Origin of the sequence: Chryseobacterium sp. C39-AII1 (assembly GCF_039672645.1) — a bacterium.
Lineage (GTDB): Bacteria > Bacteroidota > Bacteroidia > Flavobacteriales > Weeksellaceae > Chryseobacterium.
On sequence record NZ_JBDFPQ010000012.1, the window covers coordinates 53,943 to 76,785 of the forward strand.

The 22,843-nt window shown below is 31.5% G+C and carries 23 protein-coding genes; 3 read left to right on the top strand and 20 right to left on the bottom strand.

Features of this window, described 5'->3' with window-relative positions:
• Nucleotides 1-5 precede the first annotated feature (5 nt).
• From ABEG63_RS16580 to ABEG63_RS16600, 5 genes are all read right to left on the bottom strand, one after another.
• Entirely contained in the window at nt 6-341 is a 336-nt protein-coding gene (locus ABEG63_RS16580) for a hypothetical protein (protein WP_346586324.1), read from the bottom strand.
• Nucleotides 342-358: 17 nt separating this feature from the next.
• Nucleotides 359-1,153 (bottom strand): acyl-ACP--UDP-N-acetylglucosamine O-acyltransferase, encoded by a 795-nt coding sequence (gene lpxA, locus ABEG63_RS16585; RefSeq protein ID WP_267401685.1) that lies wholly within the window; start codon nt 1,151-1,153, stop codon nt 359-361.
• Nucleotides 1,154-2,551, bottom strand: a complete 1,398-nt coding sequence (locus tag ABEG63_RS16590) for a bifunctional UDP-3-O-[3-hydroxymyristoyl] N-acetylglucosamine deacetylase/3-hydroxyacyl-ACP dehydratase (RefSeq protein ID WP_346586326.1) — start codon at nt 2,549-2,551, stop codon at nt 1,154-1,156.
• The gene (gene lpxD / locus ABEG63_RS16595) at nt 2,544-3,575 is read right to left on the bottom strand and encodes a UDP-3-O-(3-hydroxymyristoyl)glucosamine N-acyltransferase (protein ID WP_312390673.1); all 1,032 of its coding nucleotides are present in this window, start codon (nt 3,573-3,575) and stop codon (nt 2,544-2,546) included. The genes ABEG63_RS16590 and lpxD overlap by 8 nt, the downstream gene beginning before the upstream one ends.
• 62 nt (nt 3,576-3,637) lie before the next feature.
• Nucleotides 3,638-4,873: an HD domain-containing protein gene (locus ABEG63_RS16600; RefSeq protein ID WP_346586328.1), complete on the bottom strand. Its 1,236-nt coding sequence runs from the start codon at nt 4,871-4,873 to the stop codon at nt 3,638-3,640.
• A gap of 321 nt (nt 4,874-5,194) precedes the next feature.
• Between ABEG63_RS16600 and ABEG63_RS16605 the strand changes: the two genes are divergently transcribed.
• Complete coding sequence (locus tag ABEG63_RS16605) at nt 5,195-6,739, top strand: bifunctional response regulator/alkaline phosphatase family protein (protein ID WP_312390669.1); 1,545 nt, start codon at nt 5,195-5,197, stop codon at nt 6,737-6,739.
• Nucleotides 6,740-6,823: 84 nt separating this feature from the next.
• Entirely contained in the window at nt 6,824-7,588 is a 765-nt protein-coding gene (locus ABEG63_RS16610) for an exodeoxyribonuclease III (RefSeq protein ID WP_346586329.1), read from the top strand.
• 56 nt (nt 7,589-7,644) lie between these two features.
• On the opposite strand, the gene ABEG63_RS16615 is transcribed toward ABEG63_RS16610, so the two are convergent.
• From ABEG63_RS16615 to wecB, 11 genes are all read right to left on the bottom strand, one after another.
• The gene (locus ABEG63_RS16615) at nt 7,645-8,016 is read right to left on the bottom strand and encodes a septal ring lytic transglycosylase RlpA family protein (protein ID WP_267401695.1); all 372 of its coding nucleotides are present in this window, start codon (nt 8,014-8,016) and stop codon (nt 7,645-7,647) included.
• Nucleotides 8,017-8,383: 367 nt separating this feature from the next.
• Nucleotides 8,384-9,100 carry a hypothetical protein gene (locus tag ABEG63_RS16620; RefSeq protein WP_267401696.1) on the bottom strand — a complete coding sequence of 239 codons (717 nt, stop codon included), beginning with the start codon at nt 9,098-9,100 and terminating at the stop codon, nt 8,384-8,386.
• 19 nt (nt 9,101-9,119) lie between these two features.
• Nucleotides 9,120-9,779 (bottom strand): hypothetical protein, encoded by a 660-nt coding sequence (locus ABEG63_RS16625; RefSeq protein ID WP_346586331.1) that lies wholly within the window; start codon nt 9,777-9,779, stop codon nt 9,120-9,122.
• A 414-nt stretch (nt 9,780-10,193) separates the two neighbouring features.
• On the bottom strand, nt 10,194-11,495 hold the full coding sequence (gene rimO, locus ABEG63_RS16630) for a 30S ribosomal protein S12 methylthiotransferase RimO (protein WP_346586332.1): 1,302 nt from the start codon (nt 11,493-11,495) through the stop codon (nt 10,194-10,196).
• A gap of 93 nt (nt 11,496-11,588) precedes the next feature.
• Nucleotides 11,589-12,134, bottom strand: a complete 546-nt coding sequence (gene rfbC, locus ABEG63_RS16635; RefSeq protein WP_346586334.1) for a dTDP-4-dehydrorhamnose 3,5-epimerase — start codon at nt 12,132-12,134, stop codon at nt 11,589-11,591.
• Between the two features lie 17 nt (nt 12,135-12,151).
• Entirely contained in the window at nt 12,152-13,123 is a 972-nt protein-coding gene (locus tag ABEG63_RS16640; protein ID WP_346586335.1) for a glycosyltransferase family 4 protein, read from the bottom strand.
• A gap of 9 nt (nt 13,124-13,132) precedes the next feature.
• A complete protein-coding gene (locus ABEG63_RS16645; RefSeq protein WP_346586337.1) occupies nt 13,133-13,972 on the bottom strand; it encodes an NAD(P)-dependent oxidoreductase in 840 nt (279 codons plus the stop codon).
• Entirely contained in the window at nt 13,962-14,807 is an 846-nt protein-coding gene (locus ABEG63_RS16650; protein WP_346586339.1) for a polysaccharide deacetylase family protein, read from the bottom strand. The genes ABEG63_RS16645 and ABEG63_RS16650 overlap by 11 nt, the downstream gene beginning before the upstream one ends.
• On the bottom strand, nt 14,804-15,586 hold the full coding sequence (locus ABEG63_RS16655) for a formyltransferase family protein (protein ID WP_346586341.1): 783 nt from the start codon (nt 15,584-15,586) through the stop codon (nt 14,804-14,806). The genes ABEG63_RS16650 and ABEG63_RS16655 overlap by 4 nt, the downstream gene beginning before the upstream one ends.
• Nucleotides 15,587-15,596: 10 nt before the next feature.
• Nucleotides 15,597-16,847: a glycosyltransferase family 4 protein gene (locus ABEG63_RS16660; RefSeq protein ID WP_346586342.1), complete on the bottom strand. Its 1,251-nt coding sequence runs from the start codon at nt 16,845-16,847 to the stop codon at nt 15,597-15,599.
• Nucleotides 16,847-17,983 carry a UDP-N-acetylglucosamine 2-epimerase (non-hydrolyzing) gene (gene wecB, locus ABEG63_RS16665; RefSeq protein WP_267401706.1) on the bottom strand — a complete coding sequence of 379 codons (1,137 nt, stop codon included), beginning with the start codon at nt 17,981-17,983 and terminating at the stop codon, nt 16,847-16,849. Before wecB ends, ABEG63_RS16660 begins: the two co-directional genes overlap by 1 nt.
• 28 nt (nt 17,984-18,011) lie before the next feature.
• On the opposite strand from wecB, the gene ABEG63_RS16670 reads away from it, so the two are divergent.
• On the top strand, nt 18,012-19,115 hold the full coding sequence (locus ABEG63_RS16670; protein ID WP_267401707.1) for a glycosyl hydrolase family 28-related protein: 1,104 nt from the start codon (nt 18,012-18,014) through the stop codon (nt 19,113-19,115).
• A gap of 6 nt (nt 19,116-19,121) precedes the next feature.
• On the opposite strand, the gene ABEG63_RS16675 is transcribed toward ABEG63_RS16670, so the two are convergent.
• From ABEG63_RS16675 to ABEG63_RS16690, 4 genes are read right to left on the bottom strand one after another with little or no spacing between them, the layout of a single operon-like run.
• The gene (locus ABEG63_RS16675; RefSeq protein ID WP_346586387.1) at nt 19,122-20,240 is read right to left on the bottom strand and encodes an NAD-dependent epimerase/dehydratase family protein; all 1,119 of its coding nucleotides are present in this window, start codon (nt 20,238-20,240) and stop codon (nt 19,122-19,124) included.
• Nucleotides 20,240-20,665: a WxcM-like domain-containing protein gene (locus tag ABEG63_RS16680; RefSeq protein ID WP_267401710.1), complete on the bottom strand. Its 426-nt coding sequence runs from the start codon at nt 20,663-20,665 to the stop codon at nt 20,240-20,242. Before ABEG63_RS16680 ends, ABEG63_RS16675 begins: the two co-directional genes overlap by 1 nt.
• A gap of 10 nt (nt 20,666-20,675) precedes the next feature.
• Entirely contained in the window at nt 20,676-21,710 is a 1,035-nt protein-coding gene (locus tag ABEG63_RS16685; RefSeq protein ID WP_346586343.1) for a polysaccharide biosynthesis protein, read from the bottom strand.
• Complete coding sequence (locus tag ABEG63_RS16690) at nt 21,694-22,839, bottom strand: glycosyltransferase family 1 protein (protein ID WP_267401713.1); 1,146 nt, start codon at nt 22,837-22,839, stop codon at nt 21,694-21,696. Before ABEG63_RS16690 ends, ABEG63_RS16685 begins: the two co-directional genes overlap by 17 nt.
• Nucleotides 22,840-22,843 lie beyond the last annotated feature (4 nt).

The window sequence follows — 22,843 nt, forward strand, 5'->3', positions numbered from 1 at the left end:
GTATATTATTTTCTTTTATTAAATTGTATTCCCTGCCCTTGCATAGGCATTCGGTTATATAAATTATTATTAAATGTATTCACATTATTTTGTAATCTGTTCACGTTGATCTGAACTTCAGAATGATAAGGATTGGCTGTTCCCAAAATGGAGCTTCCACCGATAGTATTCTGTTTTAGAATATCATTTAAATTATTTTTAGCAAGGCTGTCGTCGGTTTTTGAAGGAATTCTTCGTTCCATCGACATTTTACCTTCCCTTACAATTTTTAATCCTTCCGTTTGCTGGCCAAACAATAAATTGACGGTCGAAAGCGCTACTATCAGGATTAAATTTTTCATCTATATTTTGCTTAAAATTATTCTCTTTCCTTACCGGTTCCGTATCCTTTTACGATACCTCTTGGTGAATTTTGAATAAACTGAAGAATTTCATCTCTTTCAGCCGTTGGAAGCATTTCTTTTTCTATGTAAAGCAATGCCTGAGTAACATTCATCTTCATCTGGAAAATAGATCTGTAGATTTTCTGGATTTCAAAAATTTTCTCGTTAGAAAATCCTCTTCTTCTTAATCCTACAGAATTGATTCCTGCATAAGATATAGGCTCTCTTCCTACTTTAATATAAGGCGGAATATCTTTTCTGATCAACGATCCTCCGGAAATCATGGTATGTTTACCAATTTTCCCGAACTGCTGAACGGCAGATAAACCTCCCATTACGGTAAAATCTCCTATTTCTACATGTCCGGCAATCCCGCAACCGTTAGCAATAATTACATTATTTCCTATAATGCAATCGTGAGCGACGTGAGAAGTGGCCATTATTAAACAGTTATCTCCTACTTTGGTATACCCCAGTGCTTTCGTCCCTTTATTTACGGTAACACATTCTCTCAATGTCGTATTATCACCAATGATTGTCTGTGTATCTTCACCGTCAAACTTAAGATCTTGAGGAATCGCAGAAATAACAGTTCCCGGAAAAATCTTACAATTTTTCCCGATTCTGGCTCCATCCATAATGGTAACGTTAGAACCAATCCAAGTTCCTTCTCCTATTTCAACATCTGCTGCAATGGTAGTAAATGGTTCTACTACAACATTTTTGCTGATTTTCGCACGTTTATCAACGGCTGCTAATTGATGAATCATTTAATCAATTTTATTTTTTGCAACTTGAGCCATTAGCTCTGCTTCTACTGCCACAGTATCTCCTACATATCCGTATCCTTGCATGTGAACAATACCTCTTCTGATAGGCTCTATAAGTTCAATTTTGAAAATAATAGTATCTCCAGGAACTACTTTTCTCTTGAATTTCACTTTATCAATTTTAATGAAATACGTAGAATAGTTTTCAGGATCCGGAACGCTTGCCAATACCAAAATTCCCCCTGTCTGTGCTAAAGCTTCTACTTGTAAAACTCCCGGCATTACGGGCTCTTTAGGAAAATGCCCAACGAAGAAAGGTTCGTTCATTGTTACATTTTTCAAACCTACCACGTGAGAATCTGAAAGTTCAAGAATTTTATCAATCAATAAAAACGGTGGTCTGTGAGGCATAAGCTTCATAATTCCGTTGATATCGAAAACAGGTTCTTTAGTTAAATCAAAATCAGGAACGTTTTTCTTTTTCTGCAATTTCCACTGACGGTTCAGCTTTTTAGCAAATTGAGTATTAACGAAATGTCCTGGTTTGTTGGCAATTACCTTACCTTTTATTTTCACACCAGCCAAAGCTAAATCACCAATTACATCAAGCAATTTATGTCTTGCAGCTTCGTTTGGATAGTTTAAATTTAAATTATCAAGAATTCCGTTTGGTCTGATAGACACATTGTCTTTTCCGAAGGCTTTCTTTAATTTTTCTGTTGTATCAGGAGTAAGATCTTTATCTACATATACAATCGCGTTGGAAATATCTCCACCTTTAATCAAGCCATGATCTAAAAGCATTTCCAACTCATGCAAGAAACTGAACGTTCTTGCAGATGAAATTTCATCTTTAAATTCTGATATATTTTTTAACGTGGCATTTTGAGTTCCTAAAACTTTAGTCCCAAAATCTACCATAGTCGTTACTTCGTAAGTATCCGAAGGAATGATGGTAATCTCTGAACCAGTTGCCGGATCGCTGTACGTAAGAACTTCTTTCACCACAAGATATTCTCTGGCTACATTTTGATCTACAACTCCAACGCTTTCGATAGCTTCAACAAAGAATTTTGAAGATCCGTCTAAAATAGGAGGTTCAGAAGCATCCATTTCTAAAATTGCGTTATCAACATCGCAACCCACCAAAGCGGCTAAAAGATGTTCGCAAGTAGTAATTTTTACTCCTAATTTTTCTAATGTTGTTCCTCTTTCCGTTGCCACAACATAATTCACATCTGCCTCAACCTGAGGATGCCCTTCAAGGTCTGTTCTTACAAATATAAAACCTGTATTTTCTTTAGCAGGTTTAATGGTTAGTTTTACTTCTTTACCCGTATGAAGGCCAATTCCAGAAAGAGTAACCTCTTGCTGAAGTGTTTTTTGCATATCACTCATTAGTATTATCTTTTGAGGTATTCTCAAGATTATTTATTCTTTTTACAACGTCAGGAAGATTTCTGAAATGCACATAGCTTCTCAGATAGTCGTTATAGCTAATTGCCGGCGAACCGTACAAAGTTTCTTTATCATTAACGCTAGAATTCACGCCACTCTGAGCCTGAATTTTCACCTGATTTCCAATTTTAATGTGTCCTACAACACCTACTTGGCCTCCAATCTGGTTCCAGTCACCGATAACCGTAGAACCTGCAATTCCTGCTTGTGCTGCAATTACATTATTCTGTCCGATTTTCACATTGTGAGCAATCTGGATCAAATTATCGATTTTAGTTCCTTTTCCAATCATGGTAGAACCAATAGTTGCTCTGTCGATGCTACAATTAGATCCGATTTCCACATCATCTTCAATGATAACATTACCAAGCTGAGGTATCTTTTTGAAGCCTTCTGCTGTTGGCTGGAAACCAAAACCATCGCCACCGATCACGGTATTGGAATGGATCACACAATTATCTCCGATAATACAGTAGTCGTAAATTCTGGCACCACTGTCGATTTTACAGTTTTTACCAATTTTTACGCCTTTACCTATATATACCTGAGGATAAATTTGTGTACCGTCTCCAATTTTTGCTTTCTCAGAAACGTAAGTAAACGCTCCAATATACACATTTTCACCGATTTTTGCACTTTCGTGAATAGATGATCCGTCTTCAATGCCATCTTTTCTTCCCTGCATTTCCTGATATAAATTCATCAGGATCTGAAAAGAAAGATAAGCATCTTTTACTGCAATTATGGTTGGATTATAAGTGTCTTTTGTTAAAAGGTTTTCAGAAACAATAAGAACGGAGCAGTTTGAGGTATCTAAAAAATGGGAAAATCTATCTTGTGCTATAAAAGAAAGATGCCCAGATTCCCCACCTTCAATTGGTGAAACCCCTTTAATAAGCGCATTTTCGTCGCCTATTATTTTTCCGTCAATAAAACTTGCAATTTGCGAAGCTGTAAATTCCATATTCTGCAAAGATAAGAAATTCTATAATTCGCAAACATTTTTTAATTTTAGGAATATCAATTTTAATATACTTTAAGATTTCCGTTTGTATTTTCTCTCGGAAATGTTAAAATATATCTTGTCGTTTTATTCACAATCAAGCCTGATAAAAGCTGATCCTCGGATTCGTCGAGTCTTAATTTTGTTCCGTTTTTCTGAAGTAAATAAATCGGTTGTTTTTCAGTATCGTAAGGAAGAAGTTTTCTTTTAATTTCATGAACCAATTCATTTGAATTATCGATTTCTAAAATTTCGTTCCCCTTTTTTATTTTTTCTTCAATAAATTTTTCATCAAACGGATGTGATGAAATAATTGTTTTTGGTAAATTTCGCTGAATCACACATTTACACCAATAAGCCAGCACGTAATCTTCAGAATTTTGCCAAAATTTCATCGCCTGAATAATATCATTATCATCCAACTGAGTGAATCTTTCTACATCTTCATCAGATGCAGCGGCTTTTCCACGATGCAAAAAATAGTTTAAATTATCAGAAGCAGGAAGTTCAAAACCTTGAGAAACGAGATATTTAGCTCTTTCTAAAATTTTCACCAAAATAAATTCCGCCAACGCTGATGTTTTGTGATAATAAACCTGCCAATACATAAACATTCTGGCTGTTAGGAAGTTTTCTATGGAATAGACTCCTTTTGCATCAATCACCAACTCTCCTTCTTCACACACATTCATCATGGAAATAATTCGCTGGGTATTAATATTCCCTTCAGAAACTCCAGTGAAAAAGCTATCACGCTTTAAATAATCAAGCCTATCGACATCCAACTGGGAAGAAATTAACTGATTGAAAAATTTTCTGTGATATTTCCCCTGAAACATTTCAATCGCAACAGAAAGCTGACCATCAAATTCCACATTCAATCTGTTCATTAATAATAGCGAAAGATTTTCGTGATGCCAATCATCCATCAACATACTTTCGAGCGCATGAGAAAACGGACCATGCCCAATATCATGCATTAAAATCGCCAACATCGCACCTTTCTCTTCCTCTAAAGAAATTTCAACGCCTTTCTGTTTCAACGTATCCAAAGCCGTCACCATCAAATGCATTGCTCCCAGCGCATGATGAAACCTCGTATGCGTTGCTCCGGGAAATATGAGATTTAAAAGTCCGGTTTGCCCGATTCTTCTTAATCTCTGAAAATACGGATGCTCTATAATATCGAATAAAATTTCGTGTGGAATTCTGATAAAACCGTGAACAGGATCATTAATAATTTTTAGCTTATTCTGCATTGAAAGGTCTGATTAGTAAACAAAGTTAGGAAATTTAAAACGGAACTTCAATTAAATAAATATTAAAACAGTTTTCAATTCGGCTATTCGCTGTTCTGTATCATTTTATTTTTACTTGAAACAATTCTAAATTTAAATTGATTTTTTCTCTATAAATCCTTTCATTAAAGCTTTAAAAATTATATATTCATAGTCTTTAATTGTTGAAGATAATATAAATTTGTTTTTAACGATTATTTAACTATAAAGCTGCGTATTTTGGCAGTTTTTAGAAAGAATTGGTCAACATTTTGATACAATAACCATGTAAAAAAAATTATTATGTCGGAAAAGATATTATGGATTGATGATGAAATAGATTTACTAAAACCTCATATCGTATTTTTAGAAAAAAAAGGTTATCAGGTAACCCCTGTTAACAATGTAAACGAGGCTTTGGAATTGATGGATTCAGAGAAATTCGCCTTAACACTTATTGATGAAAATATGCCCGGAATTTCCGGTCTTGAAGCGATTCCTATGATCAAGGATAAAGATAATGCGCTGAAGATTGTAATGGTAACGAAAAGTGAAGAAGAGCACATTATGGAAGAAGCAATTGGTTCCCAAATTGCCGATTATATCCTGAAACCTGTGAATCCTAATCAAATTTTACTTTCATTAAAGAAAAATCTGCAACAGGATAATCTTGTGGAGCAGAAGACTATTCTACAATATCAGCAAGAATTCAGAAACCTTTCTATGGAATTGTCTTATTTAAGAACATACCAGGAATGGGCAGAATATTATAAGAAAATCCTTAATTGGGAAATTAAATTTGATAAAGTAGCGGATAATGAATTTGCCGATCTTCTTCAAAGTCAGAAAGAGGAAGCCAATATTCAGTTTGCAAAATTTATAGAAAACAATTACGAAGACTGGTTACAAGGGCATGATAAACCGATCATGAGCCATACACTCTTCAAAGAAAAAGTAAAACCTGAAGTAGAAAAAGACAAAGTTCTTTTGCTGATGGTTGATAATCTTCGTTATGATCAGTGGAAAGTAATTGAGCCTTTATTCACTAAATTTTACAACAAAACATCTGAGGATTATTATTACAGCATTTTACCAACGGCAACTCAGTATGCAAGAAATTCTTTTTTTGCAGGATTAATGCCTTCGGAAATCGAAAAACGTTTTCCAGATAAATGGTTTAATGATAATGAAGAAGGTAACAAAAACGAATTCGAACGCGATTTCTTAGAAGATCAAATGAAGCGAATTGGTCTAAGTTCAAAATCAATGAAATATTTAAAAGTTTTGAATGCCGATTTTGAAAGAAAGATTTATGACGATTTCAATCAGCATAAAAATAATGACCTATTGGTGATTGTTTACAACTTTATAGATATTTTGTCTCATGCAAAAACAGATAATCATATTGTTGACCAATTGATTCGTGATGATAAAACCTTCAGATCACTAACATTGAACTGGTTTGAGAATTCTTCTTTATTAAAAATCATTAAAACAGCTGCGGAAAGTGGTTTCAAATTGATTATTACAACCGATCACGGAACGGTTTATGTTAAAAAGCCAAGCAAAGTGGTTGGTGACAGAGAGACTTCTACCAACATTCGTTATAAGACGGGTAAAAGTTTAACGTATGACGATCGTGATGTTTGGGCAGTTACCAACCCCGAAAAACTGTTTTTACCAAAAGGAAATTTAAGTTCAAAATATATTTTTGCAAAGAATAATACGTTTTTAGCCTATCCTAAGAACTACAATCATTTTGTGAATTATTATAAAGAAACATACCAGCACGGAGGAATTTCTCTTGAAGAGTGTATTATTCCGTTCAGTATTTTAGAACCCAAGTAGTTTTTTTCATAGTTTATTCAATTCTGGGTTGAGCCGGAAAAGATCGAAAGGTTTTTTCCGGCTGTTTTTTTATATTTTTGAACCATGAGATTAATTACCTACAACGTAAACGGAATAAGAGCCGCTTTTACAAAAGATTTTTTGGGTTGGCTGAAGACTGCCGATCCCGATGTAATCTGCATTCAGGAGAGCAAAGCCGGAAACGACCAGATTGATATCGATAGTCTTGAAAAATTAGGATATCACAGTTATTGGCATTCGGCGCAGAGAAAAGGTTATAGCGGCGTCGGAATTGCCTCTAAAATAAAGCCTAATCATGTGGAATATGGTTGCGGTATAGAAAGCTATGATAATGAAGGGAGAATCATTCGTGCGGATTTCGACGGATTCTCAGCAATTTCAGTATATGTGCCTTCTGCTTCAAATATCGAAAGGCTGGATTTTAAGATGCAGTTTTGCCACGATTTTCTGGCTTATATTAAAGAATTAAAAAAGACCATTCCTAATTTAATTATTTCAGGAGATTTTAATATTTGTCATGAAGCGATTGATATTCATAATCCGATCGGTTTAAAGAATGTTTCAGGCTTTTTACCGATGGAAAGAGAATGGATGACCGATTTTATTAATGAATGTGAGTTAATCGATTCTTTTAGGTTTTTCAACAACGAACCGGATAATTATACTTGGTGGAGCTACAGGCAAAATTCTCGCGAAAGAAATAAAGGTTGGAGATTAGATTATAACTTTACTAGTTATACTTTAAAAGACAAGCTTTCGAGAGCTGTTATTTTGAAAGAAGCAGTACATTCTGATCATTGTCCTGCCTTAGTGGAATTAGACATTTAATACAAAGCAAAAAGCCAACTGAGTCAGTTGGCTTTTTTAATTTAAAATCATAAATTTTAATCGACAATTTCATATTCGATCGGAATTGTACCTCGGTCAATATCTCCGATCTCATCGAACGCGGCTTTAGACATATCTAATGCTCTTGATGAATGGAAAGGTCCTCTATCATTTACCTTCACTATAACCTCTTTTCCATTGTTCAGATTGGTTACTTTAATATTAGTACCAAACGGAAGCGTTCTGTTTGCTGCTGTAAATTTTCCGTTATCGAAAATCTCACCGCTCGCTGTTTTTCTACCATTAAACTTATCGTGGTAGTACGATGCATAACTTGTTTTTTTCGCATCTATGGCACTGTTCTTGAAAGAATAAATACCAAAGGTTGAAATCATCATTATGATTACGAGAATGAATCTTTTCATCATGTTGAACTTTTATTGGTTTTGACAGGGCAAATGTATCAGTAAAGTTCCAATGAGCCTATTTCATTTGTTAAAATATGTTAACAAAAAATCAATTCTATGTTAACTACATTTGTAACTACCTATGAATAGGGGGCTTAAGTAACATTGTTAAAAAATGTTAAAATAAAACTTAAAAAGTTAACAAAATTAACTAATTAAAGCATAATTTAAATTTATAAATTTCAAAACCAACTGATTATCAATCAAATCACTATTTTAGAAATTTCCATAAAATATTAAAACTCTAGATAAGTTTATTCTAATCGTATAAAAACAAAAAACCAATGAGAATCTCATTGGTTTTTATATTATTTGATTTAAAATATTATTATTTCAAATATTCTAATACATAATCATAAGTTCCTGTAGGATATACTACAGACATGCTTGGAGATCCTGTAACAGCTGATCCGTTAGTAATATCATAAGAATAAAGCTCTCTACCATATACTGTGTTAGTTCCCGCTTTATAAATAGTAATACCATACATTGAAGTAATACCTGTTGGAGCAGGAATTGTTACACCTGTACTGTTACCTGTTGTAGTAAAAGTACCTTTGATACCGTAGATTTGAGCATTGTTAACTAATCTGTTAGTAACAGTTTCTGTAGTTAAGATATTTTCTTTACCACCTCCACCAATGATTGGTCTCCATGTACCACCATTTGTGGTCGTCGTTTTATTATCATAATACCAAAATCCTGCAAATAAAGGTTCAGAAGTAGAACCAACACCAGCAACTCCACTTGTAGCCGTATTATATACAATCATACCGTCAAAACGAGTAGGAAAAGAGGTACCAATACCAACCGGAGTTCCACTGAAACTAGTAAAAGTCGTTAAATCTGTTCTTGGAAAGATTAAACCTTTACCAACATTTGTTGTACCATTAGTTGTAGAATTGGAAGAGGCATCGATAAATGCGGAACTATTATTTACTGCTTGGTTTGTAGCTGAGTTTACAATTCTAACTTGCCCAAAAGAGAAGTTAATAGCACCCAATAAAATAGCAGCAGAAAGATATTTAAATTTATTATTGTTCATCATTACAAATTTTATTAGATTAATAACCAGAAATAATTGACCAAGGACTTGTAGCATTACCAGTATACATAAGGATATTCCCTTGACCAGCAATTAAACTTACGTTAGCTGTTTCTCTAGGAGCTGGAGACAAAGCAACATCCGCTGTACCTATAACAGACACATAAATTCTCTTACCAACAGTAACACCTGTAGTTGGTAATGTCAAAGTAGCTGGAGCTGAAGTTGTATAAAGAATGATATCATCAGTTGCTAATGCAGTGTAACTAGCAGTTTGATTAACTACATTTAAAGCCGGGTTAGCAGCAGCACCGCTTCCTACTCCCTTCCATACATTATTTCCTACAGTTCCATCATAGTAATAGAATCCTGTAGCAGTCACATTAACTGTCTTTCCGGTTCCTGTACCGCCTAAACCAGTAACAAAAACTAAGGCTCCATTTTGAGTACTAGGAGTACCAGCTGTACCATCTACGTAAGCTGCATTCTTAGCTTCTAATTGAGCTCTTGTCATACGAGGGACTAATAGCGCGTCTGGCCTAGTAGCGTCAGCAGTATTAGCAGCAACATCTAATGTAGCTGCCGGAGTAGTAGTATTAATACCAACTCGTCCTTGCTGCGCATTAGACAGCGCTGAGAAACAAACAAGCATAGTTGCTGTAAATAAAAATTTTTTCATAAGTTTTTAAAGATTTTAATTACATTTTTTTCACCAATAATTTTTTATTATCATAGGATCTTACGATCCCAACTTGTGCCTAATTTAAAAACTAAACCGCTAAATTTTAAATGCAGTAAATCAAAAACCATTCCGCTTCTGATTTCTTCACTCTTTAACCATTTAATTCTCAACAAATAGCATTTATAAAAAACTATTCTTGTTGCAAATTTATGATTTAATTTTTTAATTTCATTATTATATTATAAAAAAAACAAATAATTTTTAAATTAAAAAATACAAACGATTGATAAACAATTAATTAACTTTATAAATAGTTAAAACTGTAAATCATTAAATTTTATTAATATTTTAAAATCAGAAGCTTAATAATCCTGATTATCTTTAAATTATGATAAATAGCAAACAGATTTACTAAACCAATTCGCCATATAGATCAAATTCTTCAGCAGAGGTAATTTTAACATCAGCAAATTCACCAATTGAGATATAGGTATTCTCCGCAGAAACCAACACGGTATTATCAACATCCGGCGAATCGTACTCTGTTCTACCAATGAAATAATTTCCTTCTTTTCTGTCGAACATACATCTATATATATTACCTATCTTTTCCTGATTTTTTTTCCAAGAAATTTGAGACTGAAGCTCCATAATCTCCTCTACCCTAGCCTCTTTCACTTCTTGTGGAATATCATCCTCTAATACATAAGCTCCGGTATTTTCTTCATGAGAATAAGTGAAACAGCCTAATCTGTCAAACTTCTGCTCTTTTACCCAATCTTTTAATTCTTGGAATCTTTCTTCAGTTTCACCAGGATAACCCACGATAAGTGTAGTTCTAATCGCCATATCAGGAACTTTTTCTCTGAATTTGCCTAAAAGTGCATCAGTTTTTTCGTGAGTTGTTCCTCTTTTCATCGATTTCAATAAATCTGAATTAATGTGCTGAAGGGGAATATCTATATAATTACAAACTTTAGGTTCTTCACGAATAATATCTAAAACATCTTCTGGGAAACCACTTGGGAAGGCATAATGAAGACGAATCCATTCGATTCCTTCTACTTTTACCAATTCCTTTAATAAATCTCCTAGAGCACGCTTTTTGTAAATATCTAAACCATAATAGGTAAGATCCTGAGCAATCAAAATCAATTCTTTGGTTCCTTTTTTAGCCAACTTTTGTGCTTCAAGGACTAATTTTTCAATTGGAGTGGAAACATGACCTCCTCTCATTAACGGAATTGCACAGAATGAACAAGGTCTGTCGCAGCCTTCTGAAATTTTCAGATACGCATAGTGCTTTGGCGTTGTCGTTAATCTTTCTCCAACCAATTCATGCTTATAATCAGCACCCAAATGCTTTAATAAAATCGGAAGATCTCTGGTTCCGAAATATTGATCAACATCAGGAATTTCACGAACCAAATCTGGCTTATATCTTTCTGAAAGACAACCTGTAACGAATACTTTTTCTACTTCTCCTCTGTTTTTAGCATCAACATAATCAAGAATTGTATTGATTGATTCTTCCTTCGCGTTATCGATAAATCCGCAGGTATTGATTACAACAATATCTCCTCTGTCTTCATGAACCACTTCTTTACCATTAGCCTTCAGCTGACTCATTAAAACTTCAGAATCATAAACATTTTTGGAGCAACCAAGCGTTACAACATTAATTTTCTTCTTACCTACAGATTTTGTGCGCATCTTTTTGATTTTGAGTTTGCAAAGATACAAAATATTGAAAGGTTTGAATTAAAAAATAAAAACCACTTCAATGAAGTGGTTTTCAATATCATATTAAAAGTTTCTTTCTGAAAACGTGGGCAATACGCGGTCTTTTTCTGATAACTGAACAACATCTAATGGTAATTTCCAGTCGATATTTAATTCAGAATCATTCCAAATTACACTACCTTCAGACTCTTTATTGTAAAAGTTATCGCATTTGTAAGCAAAAATAGCAGTTTCGCTTAATACAGAAAATCCGTGACCAAAACCTCTCGGAACATAGAGCTGAAGCTTGTTCTCCGGAGTCAATTCAATTCCGAACCATTTTCCAAAAGTTGGAGAATCTTCTCTTAAATCAACAGCAACATCATATACCTTTCCTTCCAGACACGAAACCAATTTTGCCTGCGCGTGCTCCCCTTTCTGCAAATGAAGACCGCGAAGAACACCATACGAAGATTTTGAAATATTATCCTGAACAAAATGACCATTCATACCTGTAAGCTCTTCGAATTTTTTTTCATTAAATTTTTCGAAAAAATAACCTCTGTCATCTTCAAAAACAGTAGGCTCGATGATATAACAATCCTTTAGTGGAGTTTCTTTAATTTTCATAATTTATTTTGTTTTTTCTAGAGATTAAATTGCTTTTTCAAACTCCATTTCAGCCCCAAATAAAGACCTCCAATCGGAATAAAAATAATTAAAATGATTGCCCAAATCGGAAGTTGCGAATTTACTAAAAATATATTCACAATTAATTGAAAAATGGCATACACAGAGCTAATTACTAAATGAGAAACCTTCTTCTCGTTTACAAATAGTTGATATAAATGCCTTCTGTGGGCTTCAAAAATATTTTCTTTTAATAATATTCTTTCAATAATTGTTAAAACGACCTCCATTCCATAGATTGAGAGTAGTAAGATGAATTTGTACTCACCTGTTCTCATAATCAGTAACGTAATTAATCCGATTACCCAGAAACCAATTCCCATACTCCCAACGTCACCTGCAAAGCATTTTGCTTTCTTTCTGAAATTAAAAAATAGAAAAACAATACATGCCAAAATAGGATACATGATGAAGTTTTCATCTGTAAACGGAATTATATTTTTATTGATATATAATATTGAACCTAATGTGACTAAACTGTAAGCACCTGTCATACCATTAATTCCATCCATAAAATTATAGGCATTTAGCGTACCGATAATTAGAATGAATAAAATTGGCCAAGCCCAAAACGGCATTAGATCAAATGCTCCCGTAAAATAGAGCAGTAATACTACAGAAATCAAATGAATGGAAAGCCTGATTCTGTTTGACAACGTTTTAACATCATCAATAAAACTAATAGTACAGATGGCAAGTAATCCTAATCCAAATGACCAGTAATTTTCAATAACTTCATTGAAATTAAACAAGCAGAAAACAATAAAAGCAATCGGAAAAATAACTCCACCACCACGAAGTGTAATCTGAGTGTGCGCACTTCTGTGATTGGGTTTGTCGATGATATTATATTTATCTGCAATCTTGAAATAGATGACCTCAATAACTAATAATATTAGAATTACAGCCCCAAATGTTAATATACTCATAAAGTGAATTTAATCGTTAGTATATTTTACAGAAAAGAATAATTTTTCAAGCATATCTCTAATAATAATTGTTTTAGAAAACTGAAATACATTAAGCAAAAATAATAGTGGTTTCAATAAATTTCGATTAATTATAATATTGGGATTATCTATTTTGAAATAAGCTAGTAAATCTTTTTGATCATGATCTTTAGAATCTTTAACAATTAATAAAGAATTACTATTGTCTTGAATAAGATCTTTGATTTTTTTGGTAACTATGTCCATATGACATAATGTATATGATCTTTCTTGTTTGGTAATAAAAGACGATTTAAAAATTGGTAAAAAAACTCTTTTGCTAATATCTTGTAAATTTTTCTCCGTATATACTGGACTCAACCGAAGAGTATGAAAATACTTGGGTTTCTGGTCACGTATAATTTCTTCACATTTCAGCTTACTTTTTCCATATTTCGTGACTGGTATTGGAATATCATTAATGGAAATAATTTTCTTATTATTTTTATAACTATAGACAGAAACGGAACTTAGAAAAATAACTTTGCTTTCAGAGGTATCTAAATATTTAAATATATTTTCAGTCATTAAAATATTCGCATTTTCTACAGACATATTATTAACTTTATTTTTGCCATGAGCAATAGCAGCTGCGTGAATAATAATATGAAATTTTCTATTCTTAAAAAATTCTTCACAAGCCAAACTATCTAATAAATTAAGATTTGTAAATAATGAACTCGCTGAAGAGGTTGTTAATGCCGTAATATCAAAATCATTCTCTAATTCTTTATAAATCTGTGAACCAATAAAACCACTTGCACCTGTTAATAAAAGTTTAGGTCTCATTTTTTATAATTTGATTAAAGGTAACAAACTCGTAATTATTTTGTTTTAGCAATTTAATAAGTTTATGCATTTTATTTTCAACACTTTTTCTTCCCATATTAAATCTAATTTTGGTTTTGAAATTAGTATTTTCAGGTACTTTTATATTATAATTTTCAGAAAATTCAAATGGATGAATATAAAAAAAGTAATGTTTGTTTGTTTTAAAAAATCTTTTCAGTAAACCTTTTGTTAAAAACCATGGGAAAATTCTAAGATATCCGCCCCCTGAAACGGGAAGGTTTTTATTCAAAAACTCAACAGTTGATGCTTCAAATTCATAAAAATTTGCTTTCTTATAAATATTTGTATCTGTATCTTGAAAATCAGAAATGTTAATTCTTCCGTAAAGATCATGAGCATCAAATTTTATTTTACTAGAATCAAATTCAAATCCTAATTCTCGTAAAATATCTAATCTATCTCTATCTAAGCTAAAACAAGGAGCTCTATAACCTTTCACATCAGTATTAGTAAAGTTTTTAAATGATTCAACACCTAAAATTGTATCCTTTTTAAAATCTTCCAAGCTCAATTGAAGTGGTCTTTTATGCGCGTAGGAATGAAGACATATTTCATGCCCCTTTCTCTTAATAATTTCTATTTTATCTTTTAATTTTTCAACTAATTCCCCAACAATAAAAAATGTCGTTTTAATATCGTACTGATCTAAAATATCTAAATAAATATCTAAACCATCCATTGTAGATTGATTTTGATTACATTCATCTTTATTAAAGTAATCAAGATGATACCAATCTTCTACATCCATACTAAGAACAGCATATTTTTTCATATTAATTTTCCTCCGTTTTTAGTAAATTCTTGAAATTGTTCTATTGTAGGCCAAGTAAAATAATTCCCATTTTCAGTTATATTTTCTGTTGTCTCAATATTTGCATTTTTAATTCTCAGTATCGTATCACACATCAAGTTTCCACCAATTTCTTTACTTTTTAAAATTAGTGAAAACATAGTCTCATTAGCAGAAATTTGTATTTTTTTTTGGTTCAAAATCTTTCCATTATCAATTTTTGAGTCCATGTAGTGAACTGTTGCTCCTGTTTCTTTTTCTTTTTTATAAAGCGTCCAAAAGCTAGGCATTACTCCGGCATAATGTGGCAAATATGAACAATGTAAATTAATACAGCCATGTTTAGGAATTTCTAATAAATCTTTTTTAAACACGACAGGTGCAGAATATGAAACTATAAGATCGGGTTGTAATGATTTTATGCTATTTAAAAACTCTTTATCATTAGGGTTTTTAATTCGTAAAAAATCAATCTTATATCTTTTTGAAACTGCTTTTAAACTTTTAGGTGTAATTTTCAAAGTTTGAAAAGTAGCAAAATCAATGATATTAATAATTTTTGCCGACACAACATTAAGTCCCATTTTAATTGTCTGCAAAATCCCAAATCCCTTTATAAAATAAGATTTTTTATTTACTAAACTATAATCAGAATCAATATCTACAACTTTCAAAATCTCTACTCCATCTAATTGAGTAATTTTTTCAATATTTTTTGGAACAACAAAAGCATCCTCTTGTGTTATAATTATTATTTTCATCTAAACTTTACTAGTCATTAATTAATTTACTTATGTGTTTAAAATATTTTTCGGTCACTTTCTCTTTTGTATAATATTTATTTACAATCTCATACCCTTTATTCCCCATTTCTTTTAATATACTTTTATCATTAAGTATATCATCAAAAATATTAAAAAGATCTTTAGACACATCATTACCTTTATTCTCTATTAAAAATGCTGCATTTGTGTTATCTAATAGATCATAAAGAGGAGTATTTTTATTACTTATTACCAAAAGAGGCTTTTTGCATGCCATAATAGTATAAACTTTTGAAGGTAATCCATCATTTTCTAATTTTTTATTCATAAAAATGAAATGCAAATCTGCATAATTAACAATTTGTGGAATACTTTCTCTCGACTGATAATCTATTAAATGAACATTTTTAAGATCATATTTTTCAATCTCATCTTTTAGCCAATCCCGACAAGCCCCATCACCGATGATAAAATAGCTCACTTTGCTGTCTTTAGTTCTTCTTGCAATCTCAATTAATGGTTCCCAGTCTTGTGCAAACCCAATATTACCAGCATACATTACTTTTAGATCTTCATTATCCGGAAATAATTCTTTATTTACAAGAGGTTTTTCTATTGGATAGTACAATTCTGTATCAACAAAATTTGCTATAATTTCAATTTTTTCAGGATTTTTCATTCGTGGAGCAAGAGTATTCTTAAAATTCTGATCAATAGTAATTAAAGAGTCTGAATGTTTATAAACAAATTTTTCTAACTTTTTTAATTGATTCAAAACAAAATTAGATTTCATTTTTCCTTGATTTACAAAAAAGTCAGGGTAGATTTCCTGTACATTATAAATAAACTTAGACTTCTTTAATTTTGCTAATATAATTGAAACTAATGCTATAGTTAGTGGTGGCGAAGGGCTAATGATTACATCAACATTCTTAATTCTTAAACCTAAAATAAATGAAACAATATGCCAATATATCATACCAATACCTCTCAAAAAAACACTATTGTATTTTTTCTGTGGTATATGATATACTTTAATTCCTTTATAATAGCTTATATAATATAGTCCTCCTGCTTTTTTATCAAATTTAGTTTGATCTAAATTTTCTTTTACTTGATTATAATGAGGTGTAGTAGATAAAACTTCTACATCAAATCCATTTTTTTTTAAATTATAAGCTATATCATTATACAAGTAAGCTGTTGACACAGCATCTGGTGCAAAAACAATACTGTGAATTAATATTTTTTTATTCATTATTTCTTACTCCACACTACTCTATTAATATAATCTGTATAACTTAAAATAATTCTGACTACTTTTTCAGAAACATTTGGCATAGAATAATCTGCTACCGGTCTGTAATTTCTTTCTTTACCTGTTTTCTGTTGTTGAAGCTGAACCAACCCTTGTAAAACTCTTTCAGGAGATAAACCTACCATCATTACAGATGCTTCTTCCATTGCTTCTGGTCTTTCGTGAGCATCTCTGATATTCAACGCTCTGAAATTTAGAATTGATGATTCTTCCGAAATTGTTCCAGAATCTGATAACACTGCATAGCTTCTCATTTGCAATGCATTATAATCATGAAAACCAAGTGGTTTTAGAAACTGAATTTCCGGTCTTACCTCAACTTTCATTTTATCAATCATATTTCTTGTTCTTGGGTGAGTAGAAACAATGATCGGATAACCGAATTTTTCGGCAATAGTATTTAAGCTCTCAATTAATCCGTTAAAGTTTTTCTCAGAATTAATATTTTCTTCTCTATGAGATGAAACGACGAAATACTTTCCTTCTTCTAAATTCAAGCGGTTTAAAACGTCTGAACTTTCAATTTGTGGTAAATAATGATTCAGTACTTCAAACATAGGAGAACCAGTCTTAATAATTCTGTCTGCAGGAAGCCCTTCTCTTAGTAAGTATTCTCTTGCGATATCAGAGTAGGTTAAATTAACATCCGAAGTATGATCTACAATTTTTCTATTGGTTTCTTCCGGAACTCTTTGATCAAAACATCTGTTTCCTGCTTCCATATGGAAAATCGGGATTTGTCTTTTCTTAGCAGGAATTGCACAAAGGCAAGAATTGGTATCTCCCAAAACTAAAAATGCATCCGGCTTCAATTCTTCTAAAAGCGGATCTATTTTAATCAAAATATTTCCAACGGTTTCGGTTGCTGTTTTTCCGGCAGCTTCTAAAAAATAATCCGGTTTACGAAGTCCAAGATCTTCAAAGAAAATCTGATTCAATTCGTAATCATAATTTTGTCCTGTATGAACGATAATATGGTCAATAGCTTCAGACGCATCTAAAGCTGATAATACTCTTGATAATCTAATAATTTCCGGACGAGTTCCTACGACCGTCATTACTCTCAATTTTTTCATTATATTAGTGTATAAATTAAAACCTCCTATGAAAAGATTTTTTTTATTATTATTAATTTTTATTCCTTATTGTCTTTTTTATTGTAAAGTTATTAATATAAAAGATCATGGTGCTATAGGTGATGGAGTTTTTGACAACTCTAAAATATTCAACTCTATTTTAAAAAACACCAAAAATACTGAAACTTACAAGATTTTAATACCTGAAGGCGTATTTTTAATTACAAATCCTATCGAACTTCCTTCTAATATAAGTATTGAAGGAATAGCAACAAATCTTTCAATATTAAAAGTAAACAATTATAATATTAATGCTATTACAATTCTTGACAATAAGAATGATAATACATATCAATATAAATACGTTCGAAATTTATCAATTTATGGACCAGAGTATGGTAAAAACCCTTTTAGTTGGAAAAATACTACACAAAACTTTGAAAATAATATAGGAATTAAAATCTTAGGTATCAGAAATAGAATAGAAAATTGTGAAATAGATGGCTTTTTTACAGCAGGTTTGCACCTTAGTTCCTCTTATTATAATTTCATAAATAATTGTTTTATTAAAAATAATAAGTACGGGATCAAAATAAACAAGACGTGTACCTCTACATATATTTCAAAATCTGAGTTAAGAGTCAATTCTATTGCAATCTTAATTCAGGATTCCTATTCGATTTATGTTACAGATAATATCTTAGAGGCAAATTTCTCAAATTTTATTGATAATTACGATGTAACTAATACTCTTTCCAATGGTAAAGCTTTGATTCTAATAAATTCTAATAATAATTATATTGAAAAAAATTATTTTGAAGAGCAATTCTACAATATCCTTTTAGATGGCTCCAACAATAATATTTTTACTTCTAATTTTTTCGCCATTGGTAATAAAATGCCTGATAATATTAAGAAAAAAAATCAAATAACTTTTCTTTTTAAAAATAAAAGTTCTTCAAATACAATTACTAATAACAATATTCTAACCTCAACCTCCCAAGTACAAAAGGCAGAAATGATCTTTGATGATTCAAATTTTTCTTCCAATAATATTAATTTTGATAATGAAATTAATTCTTCATTAAGAAAAATATGGCAAAATGATGCTAAAAAACCAACTATAAAATAATTCAATCTAAACTTCTACAAAATAAGTATCAGAATCTTCCGGATTAAAAGGTTCATTAATCCAGAAAATTGTATATAATTCTTCTTCTCCTATATTTTTGATGTTATGCGTATACCAAATTGGCATATCTACATAAGCAGGTTCGTTTCCGTCAAGATAGAAATCTAAAACTTCATCGGTATCAATTTTTCTTAATTGAATTAAAGCTTTTCCTTTAATTACCGCAAATCTCTCAATTTTTCTTGTATGAAAATGATTTCCTCGCGTTATTCCCGGAACTGTGGTAGAAAATGAACATTGCCCGCCAATTCCTAATCTTATAACCTCAACAAATGCACCTCTGGGGTCTGTATGTTGAGTAAATTTAACAGGATAATGATCTTTAATATTAAAATAACAACGGAAAGTATTAAACAGATTTAAATCAAACTTACTTTCCAACACAGGAATTTCTCCGTTGTTAAAATATAAATTTTTGAAATTTTCTAATTTCTGAAGAACCTCTGAAACTTTATTTAAAGAAGTATAAGGTACTTCATATAGCACATTAGATTCTTCTTTTTCAATCTGATCAATAATTTTCTGAACAAGCTCTCCTACATAGATTAATTTCACCTCGCCATCGTTATCAATTACCGGAGTTTCGCCATGAGTAAGTTTATGACAGAAAGTGGCAACAAAAGAATTATAATTGGGTTTACCGAAAGGGCCAAAAACATTAGGAATTACCATTCCTGTAAATTTTCCTCCTGATTTTTCTGCCCAATTTGCTAAAAGCTCTCTTCCTTCCTTTTTAGATTTCCCATATAAATTATCTTTTTCTTCCTGAGAAGATGATGAGAAAAGAACATGTGCTTTAGACTTTGTTTTTTCTAGGGAAACAATTATCTTTCTTACAAGATCAACATTATTGTTATAAATAATTTCCGGATCCTGATGACGATTCATTGCTGCAAGATGTACAATAACATCGCACTTTCCAACAAATTCATTTAATTTTTCTTCGTCATCAAAAAAGTTTCTTTCGAAGTTTATTTTTTCATATTTATCAGGCTGTAGACCTAATGTATTATATAAATGTGAACCAACAAAACCGTTTTGTCCCGTGATACCTACTTTTTTCATCATTTTAATTTTTCAAAATAATTTATTTCAAAACGATATTCATCATTTACTTCTCCTAACAGATAATCTGCCATTACCATTAACTTTGAGTTATCTTCTCTTGCTTGAATAGCAGTTGCAAATCCTTTTGGAATATGGAGAATATTAAACTTCTGACTATTCAGTTCAAACTCTAATATTTCAGTTTTTTTATTAGGATTATCCCAATTATCAATTTTTACTAACCTTATGGTAAAATTTCCTTGTAATGCACTAAACCAGCGTTGCTCTATCTGATGCCCCGTCCAACCTCTGATAATACTTACATCTTTATTTTTAATAAAATAGATCCTTTTTATTTCCGAAGCATCAAAGTTATTATTGAAAAATAAATTTCCTCGTTCATCAGAATGCTTTCCTCCTTCAATAATTCTAGGAATATTCATATCAATCTTATTAATCAGGATACTGCATCAAATCTTCTCCAAGAACTTCTTTTCTTATTAAAGGAAGTTTTAATAAAAGTTTTTTCATTCCTTCTACGTCTTCCTGCTTTGTGTTATGAGAATGGTAATCTTCTATTTTAGAAATATCTTCCACCCCTTCAGAAAAATATTGTGCATAATTAAGATCTCTGTTGTCTGCAGGAATTCTATAGAAATCTCCCATATCTTCAGCCTTAATCATTTCTTCTCTTGTACAAAGAGTTTCGTACAATTTTTCGCCGTGTCTGGTTCCTATAACTTTGATAGGATTTTCAACTTTAAACATTTCTTTTAAAGCTTGGGCCAAATCTCCAATAGTTCCTGCAGGAGCTTTATTTACAAATAAATCGCCCGCATTACCATGCTCAAAAGCGAATAAAACCAAATCTACAGCTTCTTCTAATGACATTAAAAATCTTGTCATATTCGGATCTGTAATCGTTATAGATTCACCACTCTTAATTTGTTTTACAAACAAAGGAATTACAGAACCTCTTGAGGCCATTACATTCCCATATCTTGTAAGACAAACCGTTGTATTTTCTAAATTTCTGGAAGCTGCCACTGCCACTTTTTCCATCATTGCTTTAGAAATTCCCATTGCATTAATAGGATATGCAGCTTTGTCTGTACTTAAGCAAATAACTTTTTTCACACCATTGGAAGCTGCTGCATCAATAACATTTTGAGTACCCTCTACATTTGTCTTTACAGCTTGCATCGGAAAAAATTCACAAGAGGGTACCTGCTTCAAAGCCGCCGCATGAAAAACATAATCAACACCTCTCATAGCCGGCTCAATACTTCTATAATCTCTTACATCGCCAATATAAAATTTCAGTTTATCATTTTTAAACTGATTTCTCATATCGTTCTGTTTTTTTTCATCACGAGAAAAAATTCGGATTTCTTTAAAATGGTCTGTATTAATAAATTTCCTTAAAACAGCCGTCCCAAATGAACCTGTTCCTCCCGTTATAAGTAGTGTTTTATTTTTGATTTGCATATTCCTTAGATTTTTCAGAAAGATATTTGAATGTAGCATTCGCACAATCTTTCCATGTATAATTTATAGCTTTTTTAAAATTAATTTCAGAGGTTATTTTTCTTTTTTCCGTGTCTAATAAATATTTTTTCAATGAATCGTAAATATCATCTACATTCAACGAATTAAAAAAAGAAGCATTGTTTTCTAATATTTCTTTCATTGGCTGTTTAATAGAGCTCGCGATTGGCAATCCTGCAGTCATTGCTTCAATAAGAATTATCGGCATGTTTTCGCATGTTGAAGCAAATATAAAACCATGAGCATCTTTATAAATTTCGCTTAATTCTTCATAAGGAATTAATCCTTTATAATTTACAACCTTTTCTTCATCATTCACTAGAACAATTTTAAGTTTTTCTAATGCTTCATTTGTATAGCCTCCCACCAAATCTAAAGTCACGAAAAAACCGTCTTTGCGTAATCTAATTACTGCCTCTGCAACATTCCATTGATGCTTGTATTCTGTAACAATTGAAACATATAAAAACCTAAACGGATTTGCTTCATTATAAAATTCAATATCATTTTGTATTTTGGGAGAATTTAAAAAAGAGCTTTTTATTCCGTGAGGAATTACAATATTATCTTTTTGATTAAGCTTTGCAGACTTAATAATATAATTTTTAGCATAATTAGTCAAAAATATTACCCCTTTAGATTTTCTAAATGTATAAGATTGGGTCAACTTAAGTAATCTAAACTTCAATCTGGAACTCCATTTAGGAAATCTTTCCAGCTCTTCTTTTTCAAAAGGAAGCATATTTTGGCTCATTGATACTATTTTACTAAAGCTTCCTAAAAACGTACCTCCCGGTACAAATACAATATTACAGTTGTTCTTTTTTATATCTGAAGAAATAAAAAGACTTTGATATATAAAAGATATAATAAAAGATTTATTGAGCCATTTATTATTAATTTTTAATAGCCATTCATAGTTTGGTAACTTATCTAAAGTGGACTTACTACTCCAAATAAGGACTTTATTAAAACCATATTTTTCTGGTTCTCCATTAAGAAGAATTTCTTTTAAATGTGTTACCCCGCCACCTTCTCGAATATTTGAAGCATCAATTCCTAATATCATATTA

What these genes read in the sequence shown, in the direction of transcription:
- rfbC (WP_346586334.1), bottom strand. Translation starts at nt 12,134, where the DNA reads ATGAAAATTAAAGAAACTCCACTAAAGGATTGTTATATCATCGAGCCT.
- ABEG63_RS16655 (WP_346586341.1), bottom strand. Translation starts at nt 15,586, where the DNA reads ATGAAAATAATAATTATAACACAAGAGGATGCTTTTGTTGTTCCAAAA.
- ABEG63_RS16680 (WP_267401710.1), bottom strand. Translation starts at nt 20,665, where the DNA reads ATGAATATTCCTAGAATTATTGAAGGAGGAAAGCATTCTGATGAACGA.
- ABEG63_RS16685 (WP_346586343.1), bottom strand. Translation starts at nt 21,710, where the DNA reads ATGCAAATCAAAAATAAAACACTACTTATAACGGGAGGAACAGGTTCA.
- rimO (WP_346586332.1), bottom strand. Translation starts at nt 11,495, where the DNA reads ATGCGCACAAAATCTGTAGGTAAGAAGAAAATTAATGTTGTAACGCTT.
- ABEG63_RS16625 (WP_346586331.1), bottom strand. Translation starts at nt 9,779, where the DNA reads ATGAAAAAATTTTTATTTACAGCAACTATGCTTGTTTGTTTCTCAGCG.
- lpxA (WP_267401685.1), bottom strand. Translation starts at nt 1,153, where the DNA reads ATGATTCATCAATTAGCAGCCGTTGATAAACGTGCGAAAATCAGCAAA.
- ABEG63_RS16645 (WP_346586337.1), bottom strand. Translation starts at nt 13,972, where the DNA reads ATGAGACCTAAACTTTTATTAACAGGTGCAAGTGGTTTTATTGGTTCA.
- ABEG63_RS16615 (WP_267401695.1), bottom strand. Translation starts at nt 8,016, where the DNA reads ATGATGAAAAGATTCATTCTCGTAATCATAATGATGATTTCAACCTTT.
- ABEG63_RS16640 (WP_346586335.1), bottom strand. Translation starts at nt 13,123, where the DNA reads ATGAGTATATTAACATTTGGGGCTGTAATTCTAATATTATTAGTTATT.
- ABEG63_RS16650 (WP_346586339.1), bottom strand. Translation starts at nt 14,807, where the DNA reads ATGAAAAAATATGCTGTTCTTAGTATGGATGTAGAAGATTGGTATCAT.
- ABEG63_RS16660 (WP_346586342.1), bottom strand. Translation starts at nt 16,847, where the DNA reads ATGAATAAAAAAATATTAATTCACAGTATTGTTTTTGCACCAGATGCT.
- ABEG63_RS16580 (WP_346586324.1), bottom strand. Translation starts at nt 341, where the DNA reads ATGAAAAATTTAATCCTGATAGTAGCGCTTTCGACCGTCAATTTATTG.
- ABEG63_RS16690 (WP_267401713.1), bottom strand. Translation starts at nt 22,839, where the DNA reads ATGATATTAGGAATTGATGCTTCAAATATTCGAGAAGGTGGCGGGGTA.
- ABEG63_RS16620 (WP_267401696.1), bottom strand. Translation starts at nt 9,100, where the DNA reads ATGAACAATAATAAATTTAAATATCTTTCTGCTGCTATTTTATTGGGT.
- ABEG63_RS16675 (WP_346586387.1), bottom strand. Translation starts at nt 20,240, where the DNA reads ATGAAAAAAGTAGGTATCACGGGACAAAACGGTTTTGTTGGTTCACAT.
- ABEG63_RS16600 (WP_346586328.1), bottom strand. Translation starts at nt 4,873, where the DNA reads ATGCAGAATAAGCTAAAAATTATTAATGATCCTGTTCACGGTTTTATC.
- lpxD (WP_312390673.1), bottom strand. Translation starts at nt 3,575, where the DNA reads ATGGAATTTACAGCTTCGCAAATTGCAAGTTTTATTGACGGAAAAATA.
- ABEG63_RS16670 (WP_267401707.1), top strand. Translation starts at nt 18,012, where the DNA reads ATGAAAAGATTTTTTTTATTATTATTAATTTTTATTCCTTATTGTCTT.
- ABEG63_RS16590 (WP_346586326.1), bottom strand. Translation starts at nt 2,551, where the DNA reads ATGAGTGATATGCAAAAAACACTTCAGCAAGAGGTTACTCTTTCTGGA.
- wecB (WP_267401706.1), bottom strand. Translation starts at nt 17,983, where the DNA reads ATGAAAAAATTGAGAGTAATGACGGTCGTAGGAACTCGTCCGGAAATT.
- ABEG63_RS16610 (WP_346586329.1), top strand. Translation starts at nt 6,824, where the DNA reads ATGAGATTAATTACCTACAACGTAAACGGAATAAGAGCCGCTTTTACA.
- ABEG63_RS16605 (WP_312390669.1), top strand. Translation starts at nt 5,195, where the DNA reads ATGTCGGAAAAGATATTATGGATTGATGATGAAATAGATTTACTAAAA.